Annotated in this window: 19 protein-coding genes; 11 read left to right on the top strand and 8 right to left on the bottom strand. The window is 64.7% G+C overall.

From position 1 onward, the window contains the following. Nucleotides 1-6: 6 nt before the first annotated feature. Nucleotides 7-756 carry an IclR family transcriptional regulator gene (locus JLZ96_RS15415; protein ID WP_201010503.1) on the bottom strand — a complete coding sequence of 250 codons (750 nt, stop codon included), beginning with the start codon at nucleotides 754-756 and terminating at the stop codon, nucleotides 7-9. A 47-nt stretch (nucleotides 757-803) separates the two neighbouring features. Between JLZ96_RS15415 and JLZ96_RS15410 the strand changes: the two genes are divergently transcribed. Next, the gene (locus JLZ96_RS15410) at nucleotides 804-1,667 is read left to right on the top strand and encodes an RNA polymerase sigma-70 factor (protein ID WP_027494690.1); all 864 of its coding nucleotides are present in this window, start codon (nucleotides 804-806) and stop codon (nucleotides 1,665-1,667) included. 106 nt (nucleotides 1,668-1,773) lie between these two features. Beyond that, complete coding sequence (locus tag JLZ96_RS15405) at nucleotides 1,774-2,514, top strand: SDR family oxidoreductase (protein ID WP_027494691.1); 741 nt, start codon at nucleotides 1,774-1,776, stop codon at nucleotides 2,512-2,514. Nucleotides 2,515-2,584: 70 nt separating this feature from the next. Here the strand turns inward: JLZ96_RS15405 and JLZ96_RS15400 are convergent, their stop codons facing one another. From JLZ96_RS15400 to JLZ96_RS15390, 3 genes are all read right to left on the bottom strand, one after another. Beyond that, nucleotides 2,585-4,087 carry a carboxyl transferase domain-containing protein gene (locus JLZ96_RS15400; RefSeq protein ID WP_027494692.1) on the bottom strand — a complete coding sequence of 501 codons (1,503 nt, stop codon included), beginning with the start codon at nucleotides 4,085-4,087 and terminating at the stop codon, nucleotides 2,585-2,587. Continuing rightward, on the bottom strand, nucleotides 4,084-5,283 hold the full coding sequence (locus JLZ96_RS15395) for a CaiB/BaiF CoA-transferase family protein (protein WP_027494693.1): 1,200 nt from the start codon (nucleotides 5,281-5,283) through the stop codon (nucleotides 4,084-4,086). Before JLZ96_RS15395 ends, JLZ96_RS15400 begins: the two co-directional genes overlap by 4 nt. A gap of 143 nt (nucleotides 5,284-5,426) precedes the next feature. Further along, nucleotides 5,427-6,797: an SLC13 family permease gene (locus JLZ96_RS15390; RefSeq protein WP_027494694.1), complete on the bottom strand. Its 1,371-nt coding sequence runs from the start codon at nucleotides 6,795-6,797 to the stop codon at nucleotides 5,427-5,429. 192 nt (nucleotides 6,798-6,989) lie between these two features. Between JLZ96_RS15390 and JLZ96_RS15385 the strand changes: the two genes are divergently transcribed. The 5 genes from JLZ96_RS15385 to JLZ96_RS15365 all read left to right on the top strand — a co-directional run bounded on the left by JLZ96_RS15385 (nucleotide 6,990) and on the right by JLZ96_RS15365 (nucleotide 13,487). After that, nucleotides 6,990-7,688 carry a FadR/GntR family transcriptional regulator gene (locus JLZ96_RS15385; RefSeq protein ID WP_201010502.1) on the top strand — a complete coding sequence of 233 codons (699 nt, stop codon included), beginning with the start codon at nucleotides 6,990-6,992 and terminating at the stop codon, nucleotides 7,686-7,688. 106 nt (nucleotides 7,689-7,794) lie between these two features. Then, entirely contained in the window at nucleotides 7,795-8,949 is a 1,155-nt protein-coding gene (locus JLZ96_RS15380; RefSeq protein WP_201010501.1) for an acyl-CoA dehydrogenase family protein, read from the top strand. A gap of 24 nt (nucleotides 8,950-8,973) precedes the next feature. Beyond that, nucleotides 8,974-11,148, top strand: coding sequence for a 3-hydroxyacyl-CoA dehydrogenase NAD-binding domain-containing protein (locus tag JLZ96_RS15375; RefSeq protein ID WP_201010500.1), 2,175 nt, complete (start codon nucleotides 8,974-8,976; stop codon nucleotides 11,146-11,148). 28 nt (nucleotides 11,149-11,176) lie between these two features. Continuing rightward, nucleotides 11,177-11,806 carry a TetR/AcrR family transcriptional regulator gene (locus tag JLZ96_RS15370; protein ID WP_306436770.1) on the top strand — a complete coding sequence of 210 codons (630 nt, stop codon included), beginning with the start codon at nucleotides 11,177-11,179 and terminating at the stop codon, nucleotides 11,804-11,806. Nucleotides 11,807-11,939: 133 nt separating this feature from the next. After that, the gene (locus JLZ96_RS15365; RefSeq protein WP_032392894.1) at nucleotides 11,940-13,487 is read left to right on the top strand and encodes a long-chain-fatty-acid--CoA ligase; all 1,548 of its coding nucleotides are present in this window, start codon (nucleotides 11,940-11,942) and stop codon (nucleotides 13,485-13,487) included. 37 nt (nucleotides 13,488-13,524) lie between these two features. On the opposite strand, the gene JLZ96_RS15360 is transcribed toward JLZ96_RS15365, so the two are convergent. From JLZ96_RS15360 to JLZ96_RS15350, 3 genes are read right to left on the bottom strand one after another with little or no spacing between them, the layout of a single operon-like run. After that, the gene (locus tag JLZ96_RS15360; protein ID WP_032392895.1) at nucleotides 13,525-14,412 is read right to left on the bottom strand and encodes a siderophore-interacting protein; all 888 of its coding nucleotides are present in this window, start codon (nucleotides 14,410-14,412) and stop codon (nucleotides 13,525-13,527) included. 10 nt (nucleotides 14,413-14,422) lie between these two features. Further along, nucleotides 14,423-15,469: an ABC transporter substrate-binding protein gene (locus JLZ96_RS15355; RefSeq protein ID WP_082519123.1), complete on the bottom strand. Its 1,047-nt coding sequence runs from the start codon at nucleotides 15,467-15,469 to the stop codon at nucleotides 14,423-14,425. 23 nt (nucleotides 15,470-15,492) lie between these two features. Then, nucleotides 15,493-16,074: a TetR/AcrR family transcriptional regulator gene (locus JLZ96_RS15350; protein ID WP_027494702.1), complete on the bottom strand. Its 582-nt coding sequence runs from the start codon at nucleotides 16,072-16,074 to the stop codon at nucleotides 15,493-15,495. A 102-nt stretch (nucleotides 16,075-16,176) separates the two neighbouring features. Here JLZ96_RS15350 and JLZ96_RS15345 point away from each other — a divergent pair, with 102 nt between their 5' ends. Genes JLZ96_RS15345 through JLZ96_RS15330 form a run of 4 tightly spaced genes read left to right on the top strand, consistent with a single transcriptional unit; the run spans nucleotide 16,177 to nucleotide 20,566 of the window. Further along, on the top strand, nucleotides 16,177-17,091 hold the full coding sequence (locus JLZ96_RS15345; RefSeq protein WP_201010499.1) for a metal-dependent hydrolase: 915 nt from the start codon (nucleotides 16,177-16,179) through the stop codon (nucleotides 17,089-17,091). Continuing rightward, complete coding sequence (locus JLZ96_RS15340; protein WP_230592073.1) at nucleotides 17,088-18,197, top strand: PDR/VanB family oxidoreductase; 1,110 nt, start codon at nucleotides 17,088-17,090, stop codon at nucleotides 18,195-18,197. The genes JLZ96_RS15345 and JLZ96_RS15340 overlap by 4 nt, the downstream gene beginning before the upstream one ends. Before the next feature lie 15 nt (nucleotides 18,198-18,212). Next, nucleotides 18,213-19,736, top strand: a complete 1,524-nt coding sequence (locus JLZ96_RS15335; protein WP_057472474.1) for an NAD(P)/FAD-dependent oxidoreductase — start codon at nucleotides 18,213-18,215, stop codon at nucleotides 19,734-19,736. Continuing rightward, on the top strand, nucleotides 19,733-20,566 hold the full coding sequence (locus JLZ96_RS15330; RefSeq protein ID WP_057472473.1) for an SDR family NAD(P)-dependent oxidoreductase: 834 nt from the start codon (nucleotides 19,733-19,735) through the stop codon (nucleotides 20,564-20,566). Before JLZ96_RS15335 ends, JLZ96_RS15330 begins: the two co-directional genes overlap by 4 nt. Nucleotides 20,567-20,582: 16 nt before the next feature. Here the strand turns inward: JLZ96_RS15330 and JLZ96_RS15325 are convergent, their stop codons facing one another. Further along, nucleotides 20,583-21,227, bottom strand: a complete 645-nt coding sequence (locus JLZ96_RS15325) for a TetR/AcrR family transcriptional regulator (RefSeq protein WP_057472472.1) — start codon at nucleotides 21,225-21,227, stop codon at nucleotides 20,583-20,585. Nucleotides 21,228-21,310: the final 83 nt, after the last annotated feature.

Raw genomic sequence — 21,310 nt, 5'->3', positions numbered from 1 at the left:
GGCCGACTACCCGCCGAGACTTCGTCCGATCCCCTGGGCCGCAACCTGAAGTGCGGCAACCAGTCTCACTCGATCGCGGCCCAGCTTGGGAACCACGATTCCCAATGCGGCGACCACACTGTCGCCGGCATGGACCGGCACAGCCACCGAACACGCACCGAGTGTCATCTCTTCGACCGTCTGCGCGAAGCCCTCGCGACGCACTCGACGCAACTCGCTCTCCAGCTGGCCAGGATGCGTCACCGTGTACGGGGTGAGGCGATCCAGGGAGCGCATCACCTGCTCCTGCACCTCCCGCGGCGCGTACGCCAGCAGCACCTTGCCGACGCCGGTGGCGTGCAGCGGCAGCCGAGCGCCGACGCGACTGACCGCGGGAACCGATGCGTGGCCGGCCAACCTGTCGAGATAGAGCACTTCGCACCCGTCGCGGATGGCCAGGTGCACCGTCGCAAGGGTCGCTCCGTAGATGTCGTGCAGAAACGGTGATGCGATGTCGCGAAGATCGGACTGATCGGGTGCGAGCAAGCCCAGTTTCCACAACCGCCTACCGACGACGTAGCGCCCGTCGTCGCCCCGGACCAACGCACCCCACTCCACCAGTTCTCGCACCAGTCGATGCGCAGTGGCGATGGGTAGGTCGGCACCGGCGGCCAGGTCGGTCAAGGTCAGCGACGGAGCCTTCTCGTCGAACACCCCGAGCAAGGCCAGCAGCCGCGCGGCCACCGAGACTCCGGGGTCTCGAGTATTGCCAGCCATGACATGGACGATAGTGTCCCCACGAGACAGAGAGTGAGACCACGCCGATGACCGACGACGGCACCGCCGCATTCGAGCTGGCACGCCCGCGATTGTTCGGGATTGCCTATCGCATGCTGGGCAGCGCCGCCGAGGCCGAAGATGTGGTGCAGGATGTCTGGCTGAAGTGGCACGCCACCGACCGCACCACCGTCCGTAATTCACTCGCCTTCCTCACCACCGTCACGACACGCCTGGCCATCAACGTCACGCAGTCGGCGCGGGTGCGGCGGGAGTCGTACGTCGGCCCGTGGCTGCCCGAACCGATCGACACCCGAGCCGATCCGGCGACGGTGGCAGACAACGACGCCACGGTCGAGCTTGCCGTTCTTGTTGTGCTGGAACGACTTCCGGCTCGTGAGCGAGCCGCGTACGTTCTCCGGGAAGCATTCGACTATCCGTACGGCCGGATCGCCGACATAGTGGAGACAACCGAAGCCAACGCGCGTCAACTGGTGACGCGCGCCCGCAGACATGTGGCCGACGCTCGTCCGACCCCTGTCGATTCCGACCGCCATCATCGACTGCTCGACGCCTTTCTCGCCGCAGCCAAGGGGGGCGATCTGGCCGCTCTGGAAAAGATTCTTGCGCAGGACGTAGTGAGCCTGTCCGACGGCGGCGGCAAGGTGAAGGCTGCAGCCCGAATACCCATTGTCGGACGCAGCCGAGTCGCCGCATTCGTTGCGGCGTTCTCCTCGCATTTCTGGATAGGAACCACGACGTCGTTCATCCAGGTCAACGGAAGGGCTGCCGTACTGATCGTTCGTGAGTCGACGGTGACCACGCTGCTGACGATCGATGCCACCGAGGACGGGATCGGGACCGTCCTGTGGGTGATGAATCCGGACAAGCTGCACGCGCTGCCGCGCTAGGTGTCACAGATCGGAGCGCTGCCCTGTCAACACTGCGACCGGCAGCAGACAAGAGTTGACCGGCTCGTCTCGCAGGCACCCCTCCTGCGGCGAAGAGAGGATTCTCATGAAGATCGTTGTCATCGGCGGAACCGGCCTCATAGGTTCTGCAGTTGTGAGCATGTTGACCGAGCACGGTCACGATGCGATAGCGGCGTCGCCCAAGTCCGGTGTGAATACTCTGACCGGCGAGGGCCTGGCCGATGCTCTCGTCAGTGCGAATATCGTTGTCGACGTCTCGAATTCACCGTCGTTCGAGGACGCGGCCGTGTTGGACTTCTTCACACGCGCGACGACCAACATCCTCGCAGCCGAAGCGAGTGCGGGCGTGCAGCACCACGTTGCACTGTCCGTGGTCGGCAACGACCGACTGCCCGCCAGCGGCTACTTGCGCGCAAAGGTGGCTCAAGAGAAACTGATTCGCGCATCGTCGATTCCGTACACCCTCGTGCGCGCAACGCAGTTCTTCGAGTTCTTCTCCGCCATCGCACAGGGCGCGACGACGGGCGACGAAGTCCGGTTGAGCTCGGGTCTCGTCCAGCCGATCGCGGCACACGACGTTTCGACCGTTGTCGCTCGTGTCGCTCTCGAGGCACCGCGTAACGAGACGATCGAGATCGGAGGCCCGGAAGCGTTCGGGCTCAACGAGTTCGTTGAAAGAGGTCTGAAGGCACGCGGCGACAGCAGAACCGTCGTCGCCGACGACCAGGCTCCGTACTTCGGCGCACTGTTGCACGGCCGTGAACTGGTTCCAGGCGATGGGGCCGAACTGTCCACTACTACTTTCGCCGCCTGGCTCGAGTCCTGATTCTCGCCGAACTCGAAGTTATGGACACATTCGGCCTGAAATCCGTCCATAACTTCGAGCTCGGCGGATATCACACAGCGGCAGCGGCAAAACCGATTCGATTGAAACGCTTTTCGCGCGCGATCATCCGCATCGAAGGGTCCTGAGCGATCAGCTCGGCAAGTTCTCGGTGCAGTACCGCGCCCACTCGATCGCAGAACTGCTGTGATTCGTCTGCGGCGTCGGGCAACTCGGGAACGATGATGTCGACGACACCGGCCCGGAAGAGATCGAGCGAGCGCACTCCCTGCTTGGTCGCCATCTCGGCGGCGTGGGTGGTGTCGCGATGCACGATGGCCGAGGCACCCTCGGGCGGCAACGGCGAGAGCCAGGCGTGCTGAGCAGCGAGAACTCGATCCGCGGGCACCAGCGCAAGGGCACCACCGCCGGTTCCCTGCCCCAACAGCAAGGAGAGCGTGGGGGTTTCGAGGTCGACCATGTCTGCGATGCACCGCGCTATCTCGCCGGCCAGGCCGCCTTCCTCCGCCTCTTTGGACAGCGCTGCGCCGGCAGTATCGATGACGGTGACGAGGGGAAGCTTCAAATCCTGCGCCAGCCGCATGCCGCGTCGGGCCTCACGCAGAGCCGCGGGGCCGAGTGGCGTCTTCGTCGTCTGGCTCCTCCGGTCCTGGCCGAGCAGAACGCACGGCATGTCGCCGAACCGGACGAGCGCCAGAATGAGGCCCGGATCGGACTCGCCCTGACCGGTTCCGTTGAGCGGTAACACGTCTGCCGCTGTGTTGAACAGCAATTCGCGCACCCCCGGCCGATCGCTCCTGCGTGAGGCCAGAATCGAGGTCCATGCCGGCACGTCCTCGATCTCCCACTCGAGAGCATCGGAATGCCGGACGCGACACGACGGCACGTCGGTCATGATGCGTAGTGCACGGTCGACGATCTCACCGAGTTGCTCGGGCGGACGGATGGCGTCGATGAGTCCGTGCGCCTGCAGGTTCTCCGAGGTCTGCACGCCGGCGGGGAATTTCGCGTCGTACAACGCCTCGTAGACACGGGGGCCGAGAAATCCGACGAGCGCACCGGGCTCGGCAACGGTGACGTGACCGAGCGATCCCCAGGATGCGAAGACGCCGCCGGTGGTCGGGTGCCGCAGATAGACGATGTACGGCAGGTTCGCCGCCTTGTGTGCGGTGATCGCCGCGGTGATCTTGACCATCTGCAGAAACGCGACAGTGCCCTCCTGCATGCGCGTTCCACCCGAGGTCGGCAACGCGAGCAGTGGAAGCCGCTCGGCGGTGGATCGGTGCACCGCGCTGACCAAACGTTCACCGGCGGCCACCCCGATGGATCCGGCCAGAAAGGCGAACTCGCCCAACAGGATTGCCACCTTACGTCCGCGCACGGTCGCGGATCCGGTGAGAACGGATTCGTCGAGTCCGGTCTTCTCACGCGCCGCAGCCAGTTCGTTCGCGTACTCGTCGTCGATGACGTAGTCGGCAGCCGGGCTGTCCCACGACTCGAAACTCCCGGGATCGATCACCAGATCGAGAAGTTCGAGCGCGGTCATCCTCGTCATCGGATCGCTTCTTTCAACCAGTCGCGGACGAGTTCGTCGTCGGCTCCGAGAACCGGCGGTGCCAGATGCCGGTTCTCGGTGACCTCCGTGCCGTCGGACTCGAAGAATCGCAGCGGCGGCCCGGGCAGGGTCACCGTGCCCAGCGTCTCGTGCTCGACGTCGATGAGCAGGCCCTGAGACTTGGTCTGCTCCCACTCGTACACTTGCTGCACGTTGCGTACTTTGCCTGCGGGGACACCGATTTGGTCGAGAAGCGCCAACAACGGCTCGGTCTCGTAGGTACGGAAGATCTTGGACACGAGTTCGACGACGTCGTCGCGACTGTCGACGCGTTGCGGGTTGGTCGCCATGCCCTCAAGGTCGGGATCGATACCGAAGCCCTCACAGAAGCGATGCCACAGACCCTCGCTGCCCACCGAGATCTGCACGGCTCCATCGGAAGTGGGAAACAGGCCGTACGGGCAGATCGACGGGTGGTGGTTGCCCTGCGCCTCACCGATCTCGCCTGCCACGGTCCACTTGGTGCCTTGGAATGCATGCACCCCGACGACGCTGGCCAGCAACGACGTTCGAACCACCTTGCCGCGGCCGGTGCGGTCGCGCTCGCGCAGCGCAGCGAGAACGCCGAACGCTCCGTACATTCCGGCCAGCAGGTCCGCGATCGGAACCCCCACGCGCTGAACATCGTCGGGACCGGAGCCGGTGAACGACATCAACCCGGCCTCGCCCTGAGCGATCTGGTCGTAGCCGGATCGGCCACCCTCGGGGCCGTCGTGTCCGAATCCACTGATCGACAGCACAACCGTGCGCGGGTTGATCTCAGCGATGCGCTCGGGCGAGAAGCCGAGCCGATCGAGCACTCCCGTGCGGAAGTTCTCGAGCAGAACATCCGCGCGTTCGATCATGCGCTCCAACGCTTCTCGGCCATCGTCGGTTTTGAGGTCCAGCGCGATCGACCGCTTGTTGCGGTTGGCCGAAAGGAAGTACGTCGATTCGCGCTCCGCGTCACGCGGGGTGACGAAAGGCGGGCCCCACACCCGGGTGTCGTCGCCGCCCTTGGGGGTCTCGACCTTGATGATGTCCGCGCCGAGATCTCCGAGCATCATCGCCGCGTGCGGGCCGGCCAGGGCGCGCGTCAGATCCACCACCACGGTGCCGTCGAGCGGTCCGGTTCTGCCTGTCGTGTTGAGGGGCATCGAATTGATCCTTACGTCGAAAGCGATGAGGGGGGTGGATCGCCAGTTTGGCCCATTGGGTCAGTGGACTAGCCAATTTTATTGGACCAGCGATCCGAGGGGAAGTCAAGATCGAGTTCTTGGACGTCCGCGCAGCTCGATAGCTAGAGCCAGCCGGGCACGACCAGTACCGCCCAGGCGATCAACGGACCGACGACGACGACCAACGCGCTGTATTTCAGGATCTGCTTGTAGAAGACGTCCCGATCGATGTCCTGGGCGTTGGCCAGCACCAGAGCGCCGTTGGTGGAGAAGGGACTGACATCGACGATCGTCGAGGCGATGGACAGGGCCACGATGACACCGATGGCACCGACCTCGCCGGCGAGCAGGAACGGAACGGCCAGTGGGATGGTGACACCGAGGATGGCCGTCGACGACGCGAACGCCGACACGATGGCACCGATGTAGCACAGCAACAGAGCCACGAGCAGCGGAATACCGATGCCGGCAACCGCATCACCGACGTACTCGACCGTGCCGGCTTCCTGCAGCACGCCGACGAACGTCAGCACGCCACCGATGAGCAGTACCGTCGACCAGCTGATCTGGTTGATCGCACCCTTCTGAGCCTTGGGCGACGCCAGGGCGAGGACCACGGCGACCGTCATCGACACGAAGCCGACATCGAGATCGAGGACGAGTGAGAACAACGCCAGCGAGGCCAGCCCGACGAGCGTGAGGATCTGATCGAACGTGATGGCCTTGACGGCGGTGGCCAGGGGTGGCGCGTTCTCGACCGTGACCGTCTGACCGGACGGCTTGGGCGTCGACGATCCGAATCCGCGCATGACAGTTCTCGAGCCGCCCCCGCCTACTCCGCCCGAATCTCCCTCGGGGCGGGTGCCGTCCTCGTCGTGCACGCTACGACCGAGAAGCGCACGTCCGCCCAGGAACATGAACAGCAACGCACCGATTGCCGCGTTGAACAGCATGCTGCCCAGGAACAAGGTGAGTGGGCTGTTGACCAGACCCGCCTTCTGAGCGATGTTGTTGACCGTGACGCCGTAGATGCTGATCGGCGAGAACCCGCCCGCCTGTGCGCCGTGAATGACCATCATGCCCATGAGCAGGGCATTGATCTTGTACCGCGCCGCGAAGCCGAGTGCGATCGGTGCGACGATCGCCACGGCTGCCGGTCCCAGCGCTCCGATGGAGGTCAGCACGCCGGTGATACCGAACATGACCCACGGAATCAGGGCGACCCGGCCACCGACCAGCCGCACCGCACCGCGGACCAGGAGGTCGACCGTACCGTTGTTCTGGGCGATCGCGAAGAGGTAGGTGATACCGACCAGCGTCAGGAACAAGCTGCTCGGGAAGCCGGCGATGATGTCGTCGGTGCCCATGCCCACGGCAATGGTTCCGACGAAGAACGCCGCCACGAACCCCAGCGCGCCCATGTTCACCGGGAACACGGTCGCAGCGAGGAACATGACGACGAGCGCAATGATGGGTATCAACTCGGTCGACATCGAAGGTCTCCGGTTCGTCTGAGGTTGTCCCCCGAGCGGATGCCCGGGTTCCGTGGCCAATTGGACTAGCCACTGAGTCTTTACAGACTGAACCAGTGAAGTGGATCACTTGTCAACAGTTGCTATGACCCGGGCCACTATCTACCGGACGGTTAAGGTGGGGGTCCAGAGGAGCAGAGAGCGAGTGACACAGTGGCTGAGCAAATTCGCCCGGTGACCCGACCGCGGCTGTACGAGGTCATCGTGGAGCAGCTGTGCAAACACATCGCCGATCGCGACATGAAGCCCGGCGATCGACTCCCGCCCGAGCGTGAACTGGCGGGTCACCTCGGCGTCAGCAGAGCCTCACTGAGTCAGGCCCTCGTCGCACTCGAAGTACAGGGCATACTGGCCGTGCGCCACGGCGACGGAGCGGTACTCGTGCGACGGCCCGTGGGAGACATGGCCATTCGCGCCCTGCGCGAGCACGCCGATCGCCTGCCCGAGGTGATCGAAGCCCGCGAGGCACTCGAGGTCAAGCTCGCCGAGCTCGCCGCAACCCGCCGCAGCGACGCCGAAATGGCGGCGATCGACCACGCCCTGTCGGTGATGGCCTCGGAGATCACCGACGGAAATCGCGGCGACTCCGGCGACGAGCTGTTCCATCACGCCATCACCGAAGCCGCACACTCGCCGCTACTCGCCCGCCTCATGGGTGAAATCGCCGGCCTGATTCGCGAAACTCGAATCGAATCATTGTCGCAGTCGAACCGTCCGCAGACTTCATTGGAACACCACCGCCGCATCGCAGAGGCTGTGCGACAACAAGATCCGGCCGAAGCAGGACGTGCAATGGCCGAGCACATCCGCCTCGTCTCGGACGTTGCACTGCTCCGCTCCGCGGACAGCTAGAGAACTCACCCGCCACAGCACATGGTTGACATCCGTGGCCACGTCGGTGCATCGTTATTGGCACAGCGCCAACAACGCGTCGTACGCTCCGACCCGAGGACCCTCCATGACTGCACTCGCAGACCGCACCGACGACGTCACCACCGAGCTCGCCGACGTCCGACAGCTCGCCCGCAGCTTCTTCGAGAAGGAGGTCGCGCCGCACCGCGAGGAATTCGCGACGGCCGGACGCCCCAGCCGCGAGGTCTACCGGAGTGCGGGCAACCATGGACTCCTGGGAATGTCGATACCCCAGCAGTACGGCGGAGGCGGCGGCGACTTCCGCCACGAGGCGGTGCTGTTCGAGGAGCAGGTCCGCGCAGGCGACTCGGCCATGCAGTTGGGTGTGCACAGCGGCATCGTTCCGCATTACATCCTTGCGTACGCAACCGAGGAGAAGAAGCAGCGCTGGCTACCGAAGCTGTGCTCCGGCGAGTGGATCGGCGCGATCGCGATGACCGAACCGGGAACCGGCTCGGACCTCCAGGGCATCACCACCCGCGCGGTGCGCGACGGGGACGAGTACGTGGTCACGGGCGGAAAGACGTTCATTTCCAACGGAGCTCACTGCGATCTGATCATCATCGCCGCCAAGACAGATCCAACCGCCGGAGCCCGCGGGTTATCGCTGCTCGTGGCCGAGGTCTCCGACGACACCGAAGGCTTCCACCGCGGACGGGTACTGCACAAGATCGGCCAGAAAGGCCAGGACACAGCAGAACTCAGCTTCGGCGGTCTACGCGTTCCGGCTGCCAATCTGCTGGGTGAAGAAGGTCGCGGCTTCGCGCAGTTGATGCAGCAGCTTCCCCAGGAACGGCTGATCTGCGGTATTGCCGCCGCTGCGATGATCGAGGCCGCCGTCCAACAGACCGTCGACTACACCAAGACACGAAACGCGTTCGGTAAGACACTGTTCGACCTGCAGAACACCAAGTTCGAGCTCGCCGAATGCGCCACCATCGGACGCGTCGTCCGCACCTTCGTCGACGACGCAGTGGCCCAACATATTTCGGGTTCACTGGACGTGACGACGGCCGCGATGGTCAAGTACTGGACCACCGATCGACAATTCGAGGTGGTCGACCGCTGCCTGCAACTCTTCGGCGGCTACGGCTACATGGAGGAATACCCCATCGCCCGCATGTTCGTCGACGGTCGCATCGCCCGCATCTACGCCGGTGCCAACGAAGTCATGAAAGACCTCATCTCTCGCTCTCTGTAGAACCCGCACCGACCCGAGGATCCGATGAACAGCCCAGCCGCACTGCACACTTCCACCATCACCGGCGAGATCGGTACCGACCGTATCCTCGTGCTGACGATCGACGATCCCGCGCATTCCACGAACACCATGAACGCGGCATTCGGTGAATCGCTCGAGCAGACCGTCGACTGGCTCGAGACCGAACTCGATGCGTACGACGGCATCATCGTCACGTCGGGCAAGGATTCGTTCTTCTCCGGTGGCGACCTCGAATTGCTGCGCGACGCCGGTCCGTCCGACCATGCAGCCATCGCGGGTGCGCTCGATTTCACGAAGGACAAGTTTCGGCGGCTCGAGACGCTCGGCAAGCCGGTCGTGGCCGCACTGGGCGGCACCGCACTCGGCGGCGGCTTCGAGATCGCCCTGGCCTGCCATCATCGAATTGCCCTGAACAACAGCAAGGCTCGATTCGGGCTGCCCGAGGTGACCCTCGGGCTTCTCCCCGGGGCCGGTGGCGTCACCCGGACGGTCCGCATGTTCGGCATCGTCAAGGCTCTGACACAGGTGGTGGGCCAGGGCCAGCGATATCGACCGGCGCAGGCCCTCGAGCTCGGACTCATCGACGAGGTCGTCGACACCCACGAGCACATGATGGCGCAGGCACGTTCCTGGATCAGCGCCAATCCCGGGGCCCTCCAGCCCTGGGACAGAGCGGGATTCACGATCCCCGGCGGTACGGCGGCAGCACCGGCTGTGGCCGCGCAGCTGCCGGCACTCACGGCAACAGTGCGTAAACAGGTCAAGGGCGCACCGATGCCTGCCCCCATCGCAGTCGTTGCCGCGGCAGTGGAAGGATCGGTACTCGACTTCGAGGCCGCCTCGCTCGTCGAAACCCGCTACTGCACGTCGCTCGCCTGCGGGCCGATCTCGGGCAATTTGATCCAGTCGATGTTCTTCGATCTCGGCTCCATCACCAAAGGCGCTTCCCTCCCTCCGGCCGAACCACATCGAGTTCCCGAGAAAGTGCTGGTGATCGGGGCCGGAATGATGGGTGCCGCCATTGCCTACGTCGTCGCCTCGGCCGGGGTTCCGGTGATCCTCCGTGATGTCTCGATCGAATCCGCCGAGCGCGGGAAGAGTTATGCACGTTCGGTTCTCGGTAGAGCTGTCGCGAAAGGCCGCGCAAGCCAGGCCGATGCCGATGCGGTGCTCGCGCTCATCACCCCCAGCTCCGACGCGGCGGACGCCGAGGGTTGCGACTTGGTCGTCGAGGCAGTGTTCGAGGATCCCGCCGTCAAGCAGGGTGCCTTCGAGGACGTCGACAAGTACTTGACTGCCGACGCGCTGCTGTGCTCGAATACCTCCACCCTCCCCATCACCGCACTCTCGCACTCTGTTTCGCGAACCGGCGACTTCATCGGGACGCACTTCTTCTCCCCAGTCGACAAGATGCCGTTGGTGGAGATAGTGGTGGGAGAACACACCAGCGACTCCACTCTTGCCCGCGCATTCGACTTCGTCCGCCTGATCGGCAAGACACCCATCGTCGTCGGCGACAGTCACGGCTTCTTCACCACCCGCGTCATCGGCCGATTCATGGACGAGGCGATCTCGCTGGTCGCGGAGGGCGTGCATCCGGCCACCGTCGAGCAGGCCGCACTCCAGGCCGGCTACCCGTCCGGCGCACTGGCTCTGATGGACGAGATTTCGTTGACCCTGTCGCGGCACATCCGCGAGGGCATGGCCGAGGCCGCTCGAGCGGACGGTCGCCCCTGGATCGTCTCGAATTCGTACGCCCTGGTCGATCGCCTCGTCGACGAGTTCGACCGTCCGGGCCGCAAGGCGGGGCGCGGGTTCTACGAGTACGCCGAGGACGGCAGCAAGGTCCGGCTCTGGCCGGGCCTTGTGGAGCACTACCACGACCCCGAACACGGAATTCCGTTCGAGGACATGATGGATCGCATGCTCGTCGCCCAATCGCTTGATTCGGTCGCGTGCCTCGACGAGGGCGTTCTCCGAACCGTCGCCGACGCCAATATCGGTTCCATTCTGGGTATCGGCTTCCCTGCCTGGACCGGCGGTGTGCTGCAGTTCGTCAATCAGTTCGACGGCGGTCTCCCGGGATTCGTGCACCGAGCCGACGAGTTGCGGGCGCGATACGGCGACAGGTTCGTCGTACCCGCGTCGCTGCGAGCGCGCACCGAGCGGTACCTCTGAGATCGCGCTCGCTCGGTTCGGTGCGATCATGACAACCATGCCGGCTGCAAGCACACCCAAGTGGAACCGACTGGAACCGGACGAGCGACGGACCCAGATCTTGGCCGCCGCCGTTCGCTTGTTCGGCGACAAGCCGTACGCCGAGGTCTCCATGGCCGACGTGGCTGCGGCTGCGGGTGTTGCACGCGGGCTCATTCATCACTACATCGGCAGCAAACGCGATCTGTACCTCGAGTGTGTTCGTTTCCTGGTCACCGTGCCGCCGATCGAGGACGTGCACTTGCCCACGGGCTCGGTCGAGGAGAGGGCTCGCGGGAGTGTGCACTGGCTGGTCGGCGTCATCGAGGCACACGGAACGGCGTGGGTGTCGGTGGCGAGCGGCTCGGGCGTGGACCAGCAGGTGGCGCAGATTCTGGACGAGGCGGACGACCTTGCCGCCGAGCGCGTCTTGGACGCAACGGCTTTCGAGACACACCGCGGCGACAGACGCATCGCAACGTCGGCAGTGCGGGCGTTCGGCGGCATGGTGAAGGCGGCAGGTCGCGAGTGGCTGGTGCGCGGCACGCTGACCCGGGACCAGGTGGAAACACTTCTGACAGACGTGCTCGTCACCGTTCTCTCCACCGCACGCTCTCTCGACGACGCCCCAGAACGGTAGCTGGGCAATCCCTTTCACGGTTCACATCCCGTCGATCACCCCCGTCTTTGCTATTGACACCACGCCAACAAGGTGGAACTGTGACCGTATTCGCTCGGGCGTACCGCGCCCCTCTCGCACAAGGGACCTCGCCATGTATCTCACTCAAGGCCTCCATCGCTCCGCAGTCACCACACCCGATCGCGCAGCAACGGTGTTCGGCGATCGCGTGCGCACCTTCTCGGAACAGATCGATCGTGTGGCGAGGTTGGCGGCCGGTCTGCATTCCGTCGGAGTCGAGAGCGGCGATCGAGTGGCAATGCTGGCGTTCAACAGTGATCGCTACTCCGAGTACCTGCTTGCGGTCCCGTGGGCCGATGCCGTGCTCAATCCCGTCAACATTCGGTGGTCACCCGTCGAAGTTGCGTATGCACTCAACGACTCCGCCACCAAGGTACTCATCGTCGACGACACCTTCGGCGCAATGGTTCCGGCTCTACGCGCGTCGTGTCCCGACTTGGCGACCGTCGTCTACTGCGGGGACGGTTCCACCCCCGACGGCATGGTCTCGTACGAGGACCTGGTGGCATCCCACGATCCCGTCCCCGATGTACGACGCAGCGGCGACGCCCTGGCCGGCCTCTTCTACACCGGCGGCACCACCGGATTCCCCAAGGGCGTCATGCTCTCCCACGCGAATCTGGTGACCTCCGGCCTGGGGACGGTGGCCACCGGACAGCTGCTCGACGACGCGTCGGTATTGCTCCACGCCGCACCGATGTTCCACCTCGCCGATCTGGCTGCATGGGTAGGGCAGGTCATGCTCGGTGGCACCCATGTCATGGTTCCGTTCTTCGAACCGACAGCGGTACTGAGCGCGATCGCACAGCACTCCGTCACCGATGTGTTGCTGGTTCCCACCATGATTCAGCTGCTCGTCGACGACCCCACGTTGAGCCAGTTCGACACCTCGTCACTGAGCCGTGTGCTCTACGGAGGATCCCCCATCTCCGCCGGTGTCCTCGAGCGGACCCTCGCCAGGCTTCCGCAGGCCCGCCTCACGCAGGCCTACGGCATGACAGAACTCGCGCCGGTCGCATCTCTGCTGTGGCCGGAACATCATGTTGGACAACGTACCGGCTCGGCGGGACGCGCAGCCCCTCACTCGGAGATCTGTATCCTCGGCCCGGACGACGAGCAGCTCGCCACCGGTGACGTCGGCGAAATCTGCGTCCGCGGCGGTCATGTGATGCTGGGGTACTGGAACAAGCCGGAGGAGACCGCGGCCGCCGTTAGAGACGGCTGGATGCACACCGGCGACGTGGGTTACCTCGACTCCGACGGATTCCTGTTCGTCGTCGACCGCTTGAAGGACATGATCATCACCGGCGGCGAGAACGTCTACAGCGCCGAGGTGGAGAGTGCGCTCAGTCGTCATCCCGCCGTTCTGGCCTGCGCCGTGATCGGAGTTCCGGACGAGGAGTGGGGTGAACGAGTTCATGCGTGTGTCGTTCTGGCCGAGGGACTCTCACCCACGACAGCCGAGTTACGCGAGCACACTCGCACCTACGTTGCCGGGTACAAGACTCCCCGCACCATCGAGTTCGTGACGGCGCTACCCATGAGCGGAGCAGGCAAGATCCTCAAGCGCGACTTGCGTGACGCCTACGTCGCCAAGGAAGCGGCCGACGCAGTTCTGTGATCACGCGACGGTGAATGCTGTCCGACGAGTCCCTGAGTCACAGTCCGGCGCGCTCGAGAATCTCGTCCCAGTGGATCTCGGCCTCGGCCTCACCCATGCCAGCGGACGCGATGCGCTCGTAGTCGTCGATCAGTGAACCGGCGACCCGCTCATAGCGTTCGATCCATGCTTCCTTGTCGTCTCGCCAGTATCCGACGACGGCCATGCGGCGGGCAGGGAATGCGATCTCACTGCGGAAGTACTTACGTACGCCTCGACCCGCCGACGCCTCCCCACCGAACCAGACGTACCCGTTTCCGGTCGGAACTCGAAGCGTGCGCACAGCATCGACGAGTTGCGATGGTGCGCGCCCATTTCCGGCCACCCGCCAGTCGATGGTGACCGAGGCAGCCGATCGAACCTCCAGTACATCGTCGTCGTGCGCCACCTCGACGATCGCATGCGCGCGCAGGCCCGCGGGCAGTTGTTCGAGGGCACGGCACAGCGCGGGTAGCCCCGGTAGATCGGCGATCAACAACATCCACTCCGTGTCGGCGGGCGGCTCGTACCACGACCGAGTTCCCCACATCCCCAGCGCCGTACCCGGCTCGGCCGAGCGGGCCCAGGCCGCAGCCACCCCGCCGAGGTGGTCCACGAAGTCGATCGTGATCCGGTCGCCGTCCCAGCGCCGGACGGTGTAATTGCGGCATTCACGAACCACGTCGTCGTGATGCGCGAGAACGCCGTCGCGTCGGATCATCTCGGGCGGTACGTCCTCTCCGTCGGCCGGAAAGTACAGGTGCACGATTTCGTCGGGCACTCCACTCGACTCGAACCCGCGCGCATCGGAAGCATCGAACACGACTCGAATCAGCGACGGCGACAAGCGGTTCGCTTCGATTACTCGCGCTGTGAGGTAACCGCCCTCGTCACGTCGGCCGGCCATGACGAGGCCTTCAGCTCTGCTCTGCCGGCTCGATGAACACCTTTTCGATGTCGTCCATGATTTTGCCCAGGCCGATCGGGTCCGATGAATTCCACACGCTCGCCGAGACCCAGTGCACCCGATTCTGCTGCACGGCAGGCAGTGTGGACCACAACGGTGCAGCACTGATCGCGTCCCGTTCGCTGTCGGCACCCTGGTCGGTGTACACGAACAGGGTGTCGGCGGAGTTCAGCGTGTTCAGCGTCTCGTCGGTGATGTCGATACGAAACAGGCTCGGATCCTGCTGGCCCTCCGGCTGCGCCATGCCCAGACCACGGAAGGCGATGCTCTCACCCGTTCCGACGCGAATCGAGTACTCCCCGCGCTCGCTCAATCGAACAGCGGAGACCGGCTTGTCGGCCAGGTCCGCGTCGGCAACTCGCTGCTTCAGCGCGGCCATCCGGTCCATCAGATTCTGCATGAGGTCCGTTGCCTCGCTCTGCTTTCCGAGCACATCCCCTATGGCCGCGACTCCGTGCGAGACGTCCTCGAGCGACACCCCGTCGTTGTAGGCGAAGCCGTAGGTCGGCACTCCGCTGGCGGCGAGCTTGTCGTAGATCTCCTTGTTCCACGCCTTCTCGCCTTCGCCGTCGTACCCGGCGACCACCACGATCAGGTCGGGGTCCTGAGCCAGGATTCCCTCGACGTTGGGATCGAAGCCGCCACCCTCACCCGCTATGTTTGCGATGTCGCCGATGCGCTCGTCGACGTGCGCGGGTAGCGCCAGCGGGTTGAAGGACGCGGCCACGGGATTCACCTCGAGCGACAGCATCAGGGCCAGTGAGATGGGGTCGGCGGCGACGACCCGGGCGGGTCGCTCGGGAACCTCGACCGGGCCGAAGTAGTCCTGCACCGTCCTGGTGCCGGCGGCCTCGGCTGGACCGGACGGTTCCGACGTGGCGCTCGAGCATCCGACCAGAGCCAGAGAGAGTGCGCCGACGAGCGTGTACAGCCCGGCAGAGGCGGAACGTCTCATCCGGCCGGTTGCACGGCCGTGGAACACGAAGAATCGAGGCATGACTGGGCAGCCTAGCCTAAATTCTAGCCGCGGTGGTCACCGCCGACAAGCAACGGCACGATGCTCCGGTGCGCGAAGGCCAGCAGATCGTCGTACGTCTCGAGTGCAGCGCCGGCTGCCGGAGTCAGCAGAATCGAATGCACGACGCGGACCACGATTTCCGGGGCGTCGGGTACTGCGAAACTGTCCGAGTCCAGCCCTCCCCGGGCGATCTGGGCGGCAGCGTCTATTGCAGACGCGAGCAGGGTCGACGCATTTGTCGTCAACTGTTCGAGTACCAACGCACTCTCGGAGTCGAACATCTTGAGCAGGACGGGATTGGTTCGCACCGACTCGATCGTCGTCGCGAATCCGTGCGCGGCACGATCCGCCCGAGACGATTGTTCGGCGGCCGCTGCCGCCACCGCGACGAACAGTCTCGTCGACTCACGTGCCATGACCGCGCGCACCAGCTCGTCCTTGGATCCGATGCGGCGATAGACCGTCACCCGGTTGATCTTGGCGCGCTTGGCCACGTCCCCGATGGTCGTTCTGGGGATGCCGACCTCACCGAACAACTCCAACGCGGCATCGAGGATCGGCCCGTCGTCACCGTCTGGATGCATCGTCCGATCCTAACGGCACCCTCGATGATGCAATGCAACATTGCAACACTATCTGTTGCTATGTAGCATCACCTCATCAGCATTTCGACGAATGGAGCTCGAATGTCTCGTGACCGAGCGATCGACCCGAACGCGCGCCACCTGGACGAGTCCTACGCGATCGTGGCCCGCGCGGTGACGTTCGACTGGACCGGCGTTCCGCTGCGGTACATTCCGCACGAGTGGTACGCCACGCACTTCTGGAACGTGATGCACCTGGTGCTGCCCGAGGGCGAACGGGCGATGGCCGACGTGTTCGCCCTCGCGCTTCCGTACATCGACGACCGCAGACTGCACGAGGAAGTCGTCGGATTCGTCGGACAAGAAGCAACCCACGCGTCCTCGCACGAGAGCTTTCGTACGTACCTCGTCGCGCATGGAGTCGACATCGAGCCGATCCTGCAGCGCATTCGATTCGCGGTGGGCGTGGTGTTCGGCGATCACGGCCTCACCGGCCGCGCGGGCAAAGCGTGGCTGAACGAGCGCCTCGGGATCTACGCCGCAGCCGAACATTTCACCGCAGTAGTGGGCGAATGGCTGTTGGACAACACCGAATTCGATCGCCTCGGTGTCGATCCGACGATGCTGGACCTGCTTCGCTGGCACGGAGCCGAGGAACTCGAACACCGCAACGTTGCCTTCGACGCATTCCAGTACGTCGACGGGGGTGCGTTTCGCCGCGCCCGCACCGCGGTGATAGCCAGCGCGGGGTTGGCCGTGCTCTGGTTCAGCACCGCCGCGTACCTGTACAAGAACTCGGTGGCCACCCCGCGCACCGGGAAGCGCCGACTTCGCACCCCCTGGCCTCTCGCCTTCGCACGAGCATCCCGCAAGCAACTGATACCGGGCCTGTCGTTTCTGTTCGTACAACTCGCCCTGTACATCCGACCGGGTTTTCACCCATCGAAGATGGGCGACATCGACAAGGCAGTGCGATACCTGGCGACGTCACCCGCGGCACTGGCGGCACAGCAGTGACCACCGAAACAGCCTCGAGACACAGCCATCTGGGTGAGATCACGGTGACCGACCCCGGCCGTGGTCTCCGAGCCATCGCTGCGGCGTCTCGGGTGTACGCAAGACTGGTCACCGACTCGTCCGTCGTCACCGCCCTCTCCCCGGCGCGACCGCGCCGATGCGTCGGCTACGAATTCGAGACCACCATCGACGAGATCGTCGACGAGGCCGAGGACGTGCGCTCACTTCTACTGCGTCGCAGCGACGGAAGCGCATTGCCGACCTGGTTGCCCGGTGCACACATCGACGTGACCACACCGGCAGGCTCGGTTCGGCAGTACTCGCTCGCAGGTCGGCCGGCAGGAGGAGATCGGTATCGCATCGGTGTCCGTAGGATCCCCGGCGGCGCGGCCTCCACCGAGATACACGGTCTCGTTCCAGGAGACACCCTCCGAGTCCGTGGACCCCGCAACGCATTTCCCATGGCCGCCGCCGAGCACTACTTGTTCGTCGCGGCCGGCATCGGCATCACTCCCATCCGGTCCATGATCGAGCGCGCCGTCGCCGACGGCACACGGTGGACCCTCTACTACCACGGAAGATCTCGTGCGAGCCTGCCGTTCGTCGCCGAACTGCAGCAGTCCGCGCTCACCTCCCGCGGTCACGTGATCATCAAAACCGATGACGTGGAGGGACTTCCGCGTCCCTCGGACATCGTCGATCTCGGGACGGGATCCTCGGCCCTGTACGTCTGCGGCCCCGCGGCACTCTCGCGCCGGCTGCGCGAGGAGGCCACCCGAAGTACCACGGTTCGGGAGTTCCACACCGAGCTGTTCGCGCCCGCCCCCGTGGTCGACGGCCGTCCGTTCGTGCTGAAGCTCGCACGGTCCGGCGACACCGTCGAAGTCGGCGCACAGGAGACCGCCCTCGACGCCCTCCGACGAGTCCGTCCCGATCAGCCGTTCTCGTGCCGCCAAGGTTTCTGCGGTGCCTGCGTCGTCGGCCTCACCGGCGGACGCGTCGACCATCGCGATCGCGTGCTGAGCCGCACCGAACGCGAGAACTCACTCACCCTGTGCGTGTCACGCGCCGCGGTCGACGGCGACGTCGTCGTTCTCGATCTGTAGAAGGAGCCACACATCATGACCGACAACGACTCTGCCGCGTCGCACATCGACGTCGCCATCATCGGTGCCGGCTTCGGCGGGCTCGGAGCTGGAATCAGGCTCGAACAGGAAGGCCGCGGCGACTTCTTGATCTTCGAGCGTGACAGCGCGGTCGGCGGGACGTGGCACGTGAACACCTATCCCGGCGCCCAGTGCGACATTCCCTCGGCGCTGTATTCGTTCTCGTTCGCACCCAACCCGGACTGGACCCGCCTGTATCCACTGCAGCCCGAGATCGAGCAGTACCTCAACGACTGCACCGACCGGTTCGGTATCCGGGATCGAATCCGATTCGGACACGAGGTGCTCGACGCGACGTGGGACGACGACCGGGCGCGTTGGATCGTGCGAACGAGCGGCGGAACATGGACTTCTCGGATTCTGATCGGAGCCCTCGGCCCGTTCAGTGAACCAGCCACTCCGAGTATCGACGGTCTGGACTCGTTCTCGGGCAGCGTCTTTCACTCGGCTCGGTGGAACCACGAGCATTCGGTCGAGGGTAGGCGTCTTGCCGTCATCGGCACCGGCGCATCGGCGGTGCAGTTCGTACCCCGACTCGCTCCGTCGGCCGCACATCTGACGCTTTTTCAACGCACGCCCACGTGGATCCTTCCCCACCCGGACCGTCCCATCTCCGAGTCCGGCAGGTCCGTGCTCAGGAAGTTTCCGGCGGCTCAGCGCGCCATGCGTCGTACGTTCGATCTGTTCCAGGAAGCTCTGGTGCCCGGCCTGATTCGGCACCGCGCCCTGCTGACGCCGTTGACCGCACTGGGCCGGGCTCACCTACGCAGACAGGTGAAGGATCCCGTACTTCGCGAGAAGCTCACTCCCACATACACATTCGGCTGCAAGCGGCCGACGTTCTCGAACAAGTTCTACCCCGCCCTGTGCCGCGACAACGTCACCGTCGAGACCACCGCCATCTCCCGCGTCGTGCCCGAGGGCGTCGTCACGACCGACGGAACGGTCCACGAGGTCGACACCATCGTTCTCGGAACAGGTTTCACCGTCGCCGGGCATTCAGGCTTTCGGCGCATCGTCGGTCGTGGCGGTCGGTCGTTGGCGCAGACCTGGCCCGACGGAGAGATGTCGTCGTATCGAGGGACGACGGTGCACGGCTTTCCGAACTTCTTCATGGTGCTCGGCCCCAATTCGGTGGTGTACACCTCGCAGGTCGTCACCATCGAAGCACAGGTGAACTACGTTCTTGCAGCACTGCGGGCGATGGACGACAAGTGCTTGGCCGCAATCGACGTCACCCGCACTGCACAAACGGAATTCGCGGACTACACGGACGAACGGTTGGCCGGTTCGGTGTGGAACTCGGGTGGGTGCAGCAGCTACTACCTGAGCCCATCTGGCCGCAACGTCACCTACTGGCCGGGTTCGGTACGCAACTTCACCCGTCGTATGTCGGCCATCGAACTCGACCACTATTCCTGCCGCAGTGCCACTGTCGATGTGCCGGGCACACTCGCCGTCACCAAGGAGTCCGCATGAAGAACCACATGGACCTCACCGGCAAGGTCGCACTGGTGACCGGCGGTGCACGCGGCATCGGTGCCGCGACCGTAGCAAAACTGGTGGCCGCCGGTGCATCCGTGGCAGTGGTGGATCTTCACTTCCCGACCGACGCGGCTGGCGCTGCACGGGTGTTGCTGTTGACCGGGGACGTCACGGATCCGGAGGCGATGACGGAGTGCGTGCAGGCGACGGTGCGCGCCTTCGGCGGGATCGACATCGTGATCGCCAACGCCGGCATCACACCGCCGCCTGCCACCATCAGGACCGTCGACCGCGCGGTATTCGACTCCGTCATGGCGGTCAACTTCGGCGGTGTGCTCACCATCGTCCGCGCCGCGGCGGACGAGATCGTGACCAGTGGTGGGCACATTCTGCTCGTATCGTCCTGTGCTGCATTCACTCCCGGCATGGGCGGGTCTGCCTACATGGTCAGCAAGGCAGCCGTGGAACAACTGGGCCGCGCGCTACGCATCGAACTCGCAGCAGTCGGTGCATCGGCCGGTCTGGCGTACTTCGGGGTGGTCGACACCGATCTGGCGCGCCACACCCTCGACAACGACCCGATGGGGCAGCGGATCGGTGCATTTCTCCCGTGGCCGTTGAGCCGTCGACTCCCGTCCCCACGGGCGGCGGACCTCCTGGTCGACGCGGTCCGTACGCGTCGAGCACGGCTGATCGCCCCCGCAGTGTGGGCACCGTACTTCTGGTTCCGCGGGATCCTCAACCCGATCCTGGAGTGGAAGCTACTGCGTGACAACGCAGTCGGCGATATCATCCGCGACCTCGAACACAGCCGGGCGCGCTGACACCCGCACGGGCCCGTTACGCGTCGACGCTCGGAACCGCGTCCAACGGAGGCAGGGTTCGCGAACACAGCTGGCGCGCATCCGCGTCGGACATCCCGAGGGCGAGCAGCACGCTGTGCGCCATGTTGTCGACGGCATCGACGTCGCTTCGTTCCGGCTGTTCGAGCAGTAGTTGCCCCATGCCCAGTAACGCCCCCGCTGCCAGGGCCAGAGCCAGCTGGGTGTCCTGCACGCGGAAGTGCCCGCTCAGTACTCCGGCTTCGATGTCGCGCGAGGCCCGCGGACCGAGACCGTGCTTCGAGGTGATCAACTCGGGCCCGGAGTGGATGAGCACTCGGCTCAGATCCGGTTGTTGCCGGAACAGCCGGCCTGCGATGCGGAACGACCGGGTGAACGCTTCTGCGGGATCGTCCTCGTCGTCGCTCAACGAGTCCAGGTAGATGCCCAACAGCTCGAGGGCACCGTCGACCGCAGCCTGGAACAGCTGCTCTCGGCTCTCGAAATGGTTGTAGAACGACCCCATGCCGACGTCTGCGGCCTGAGTGATCTCGGCAATCGGCACGTGCAATTCGCCGCGGGCGATGAAGCTCTGCGCGGCAGAGATCAGGGCACCGCGCGTGCGCGCTTTGCGTCGCTCGAGGCGATTCGGGGTTTCGGTCATGGTCCCTACTCCTGAGTGCATTTGTCGCCGCCTTGACCCTTCCTCACCGCTGACGAATTTGTCAACACTCTTGACTGACCGAT

Source organism: Rhodococcus sp. NKCM2511 (assembly GCF_014905595.1).
Lineage (GTDB): Bacteria > Actinomycetota > Actinomycetes > Mycobacteriales > Mycobacteriaceae > Rhodococcoides > Rhodococcoides fascians.
This window is presented reverse-complemented; position numbering and strand designations above follow the sequence as displayed.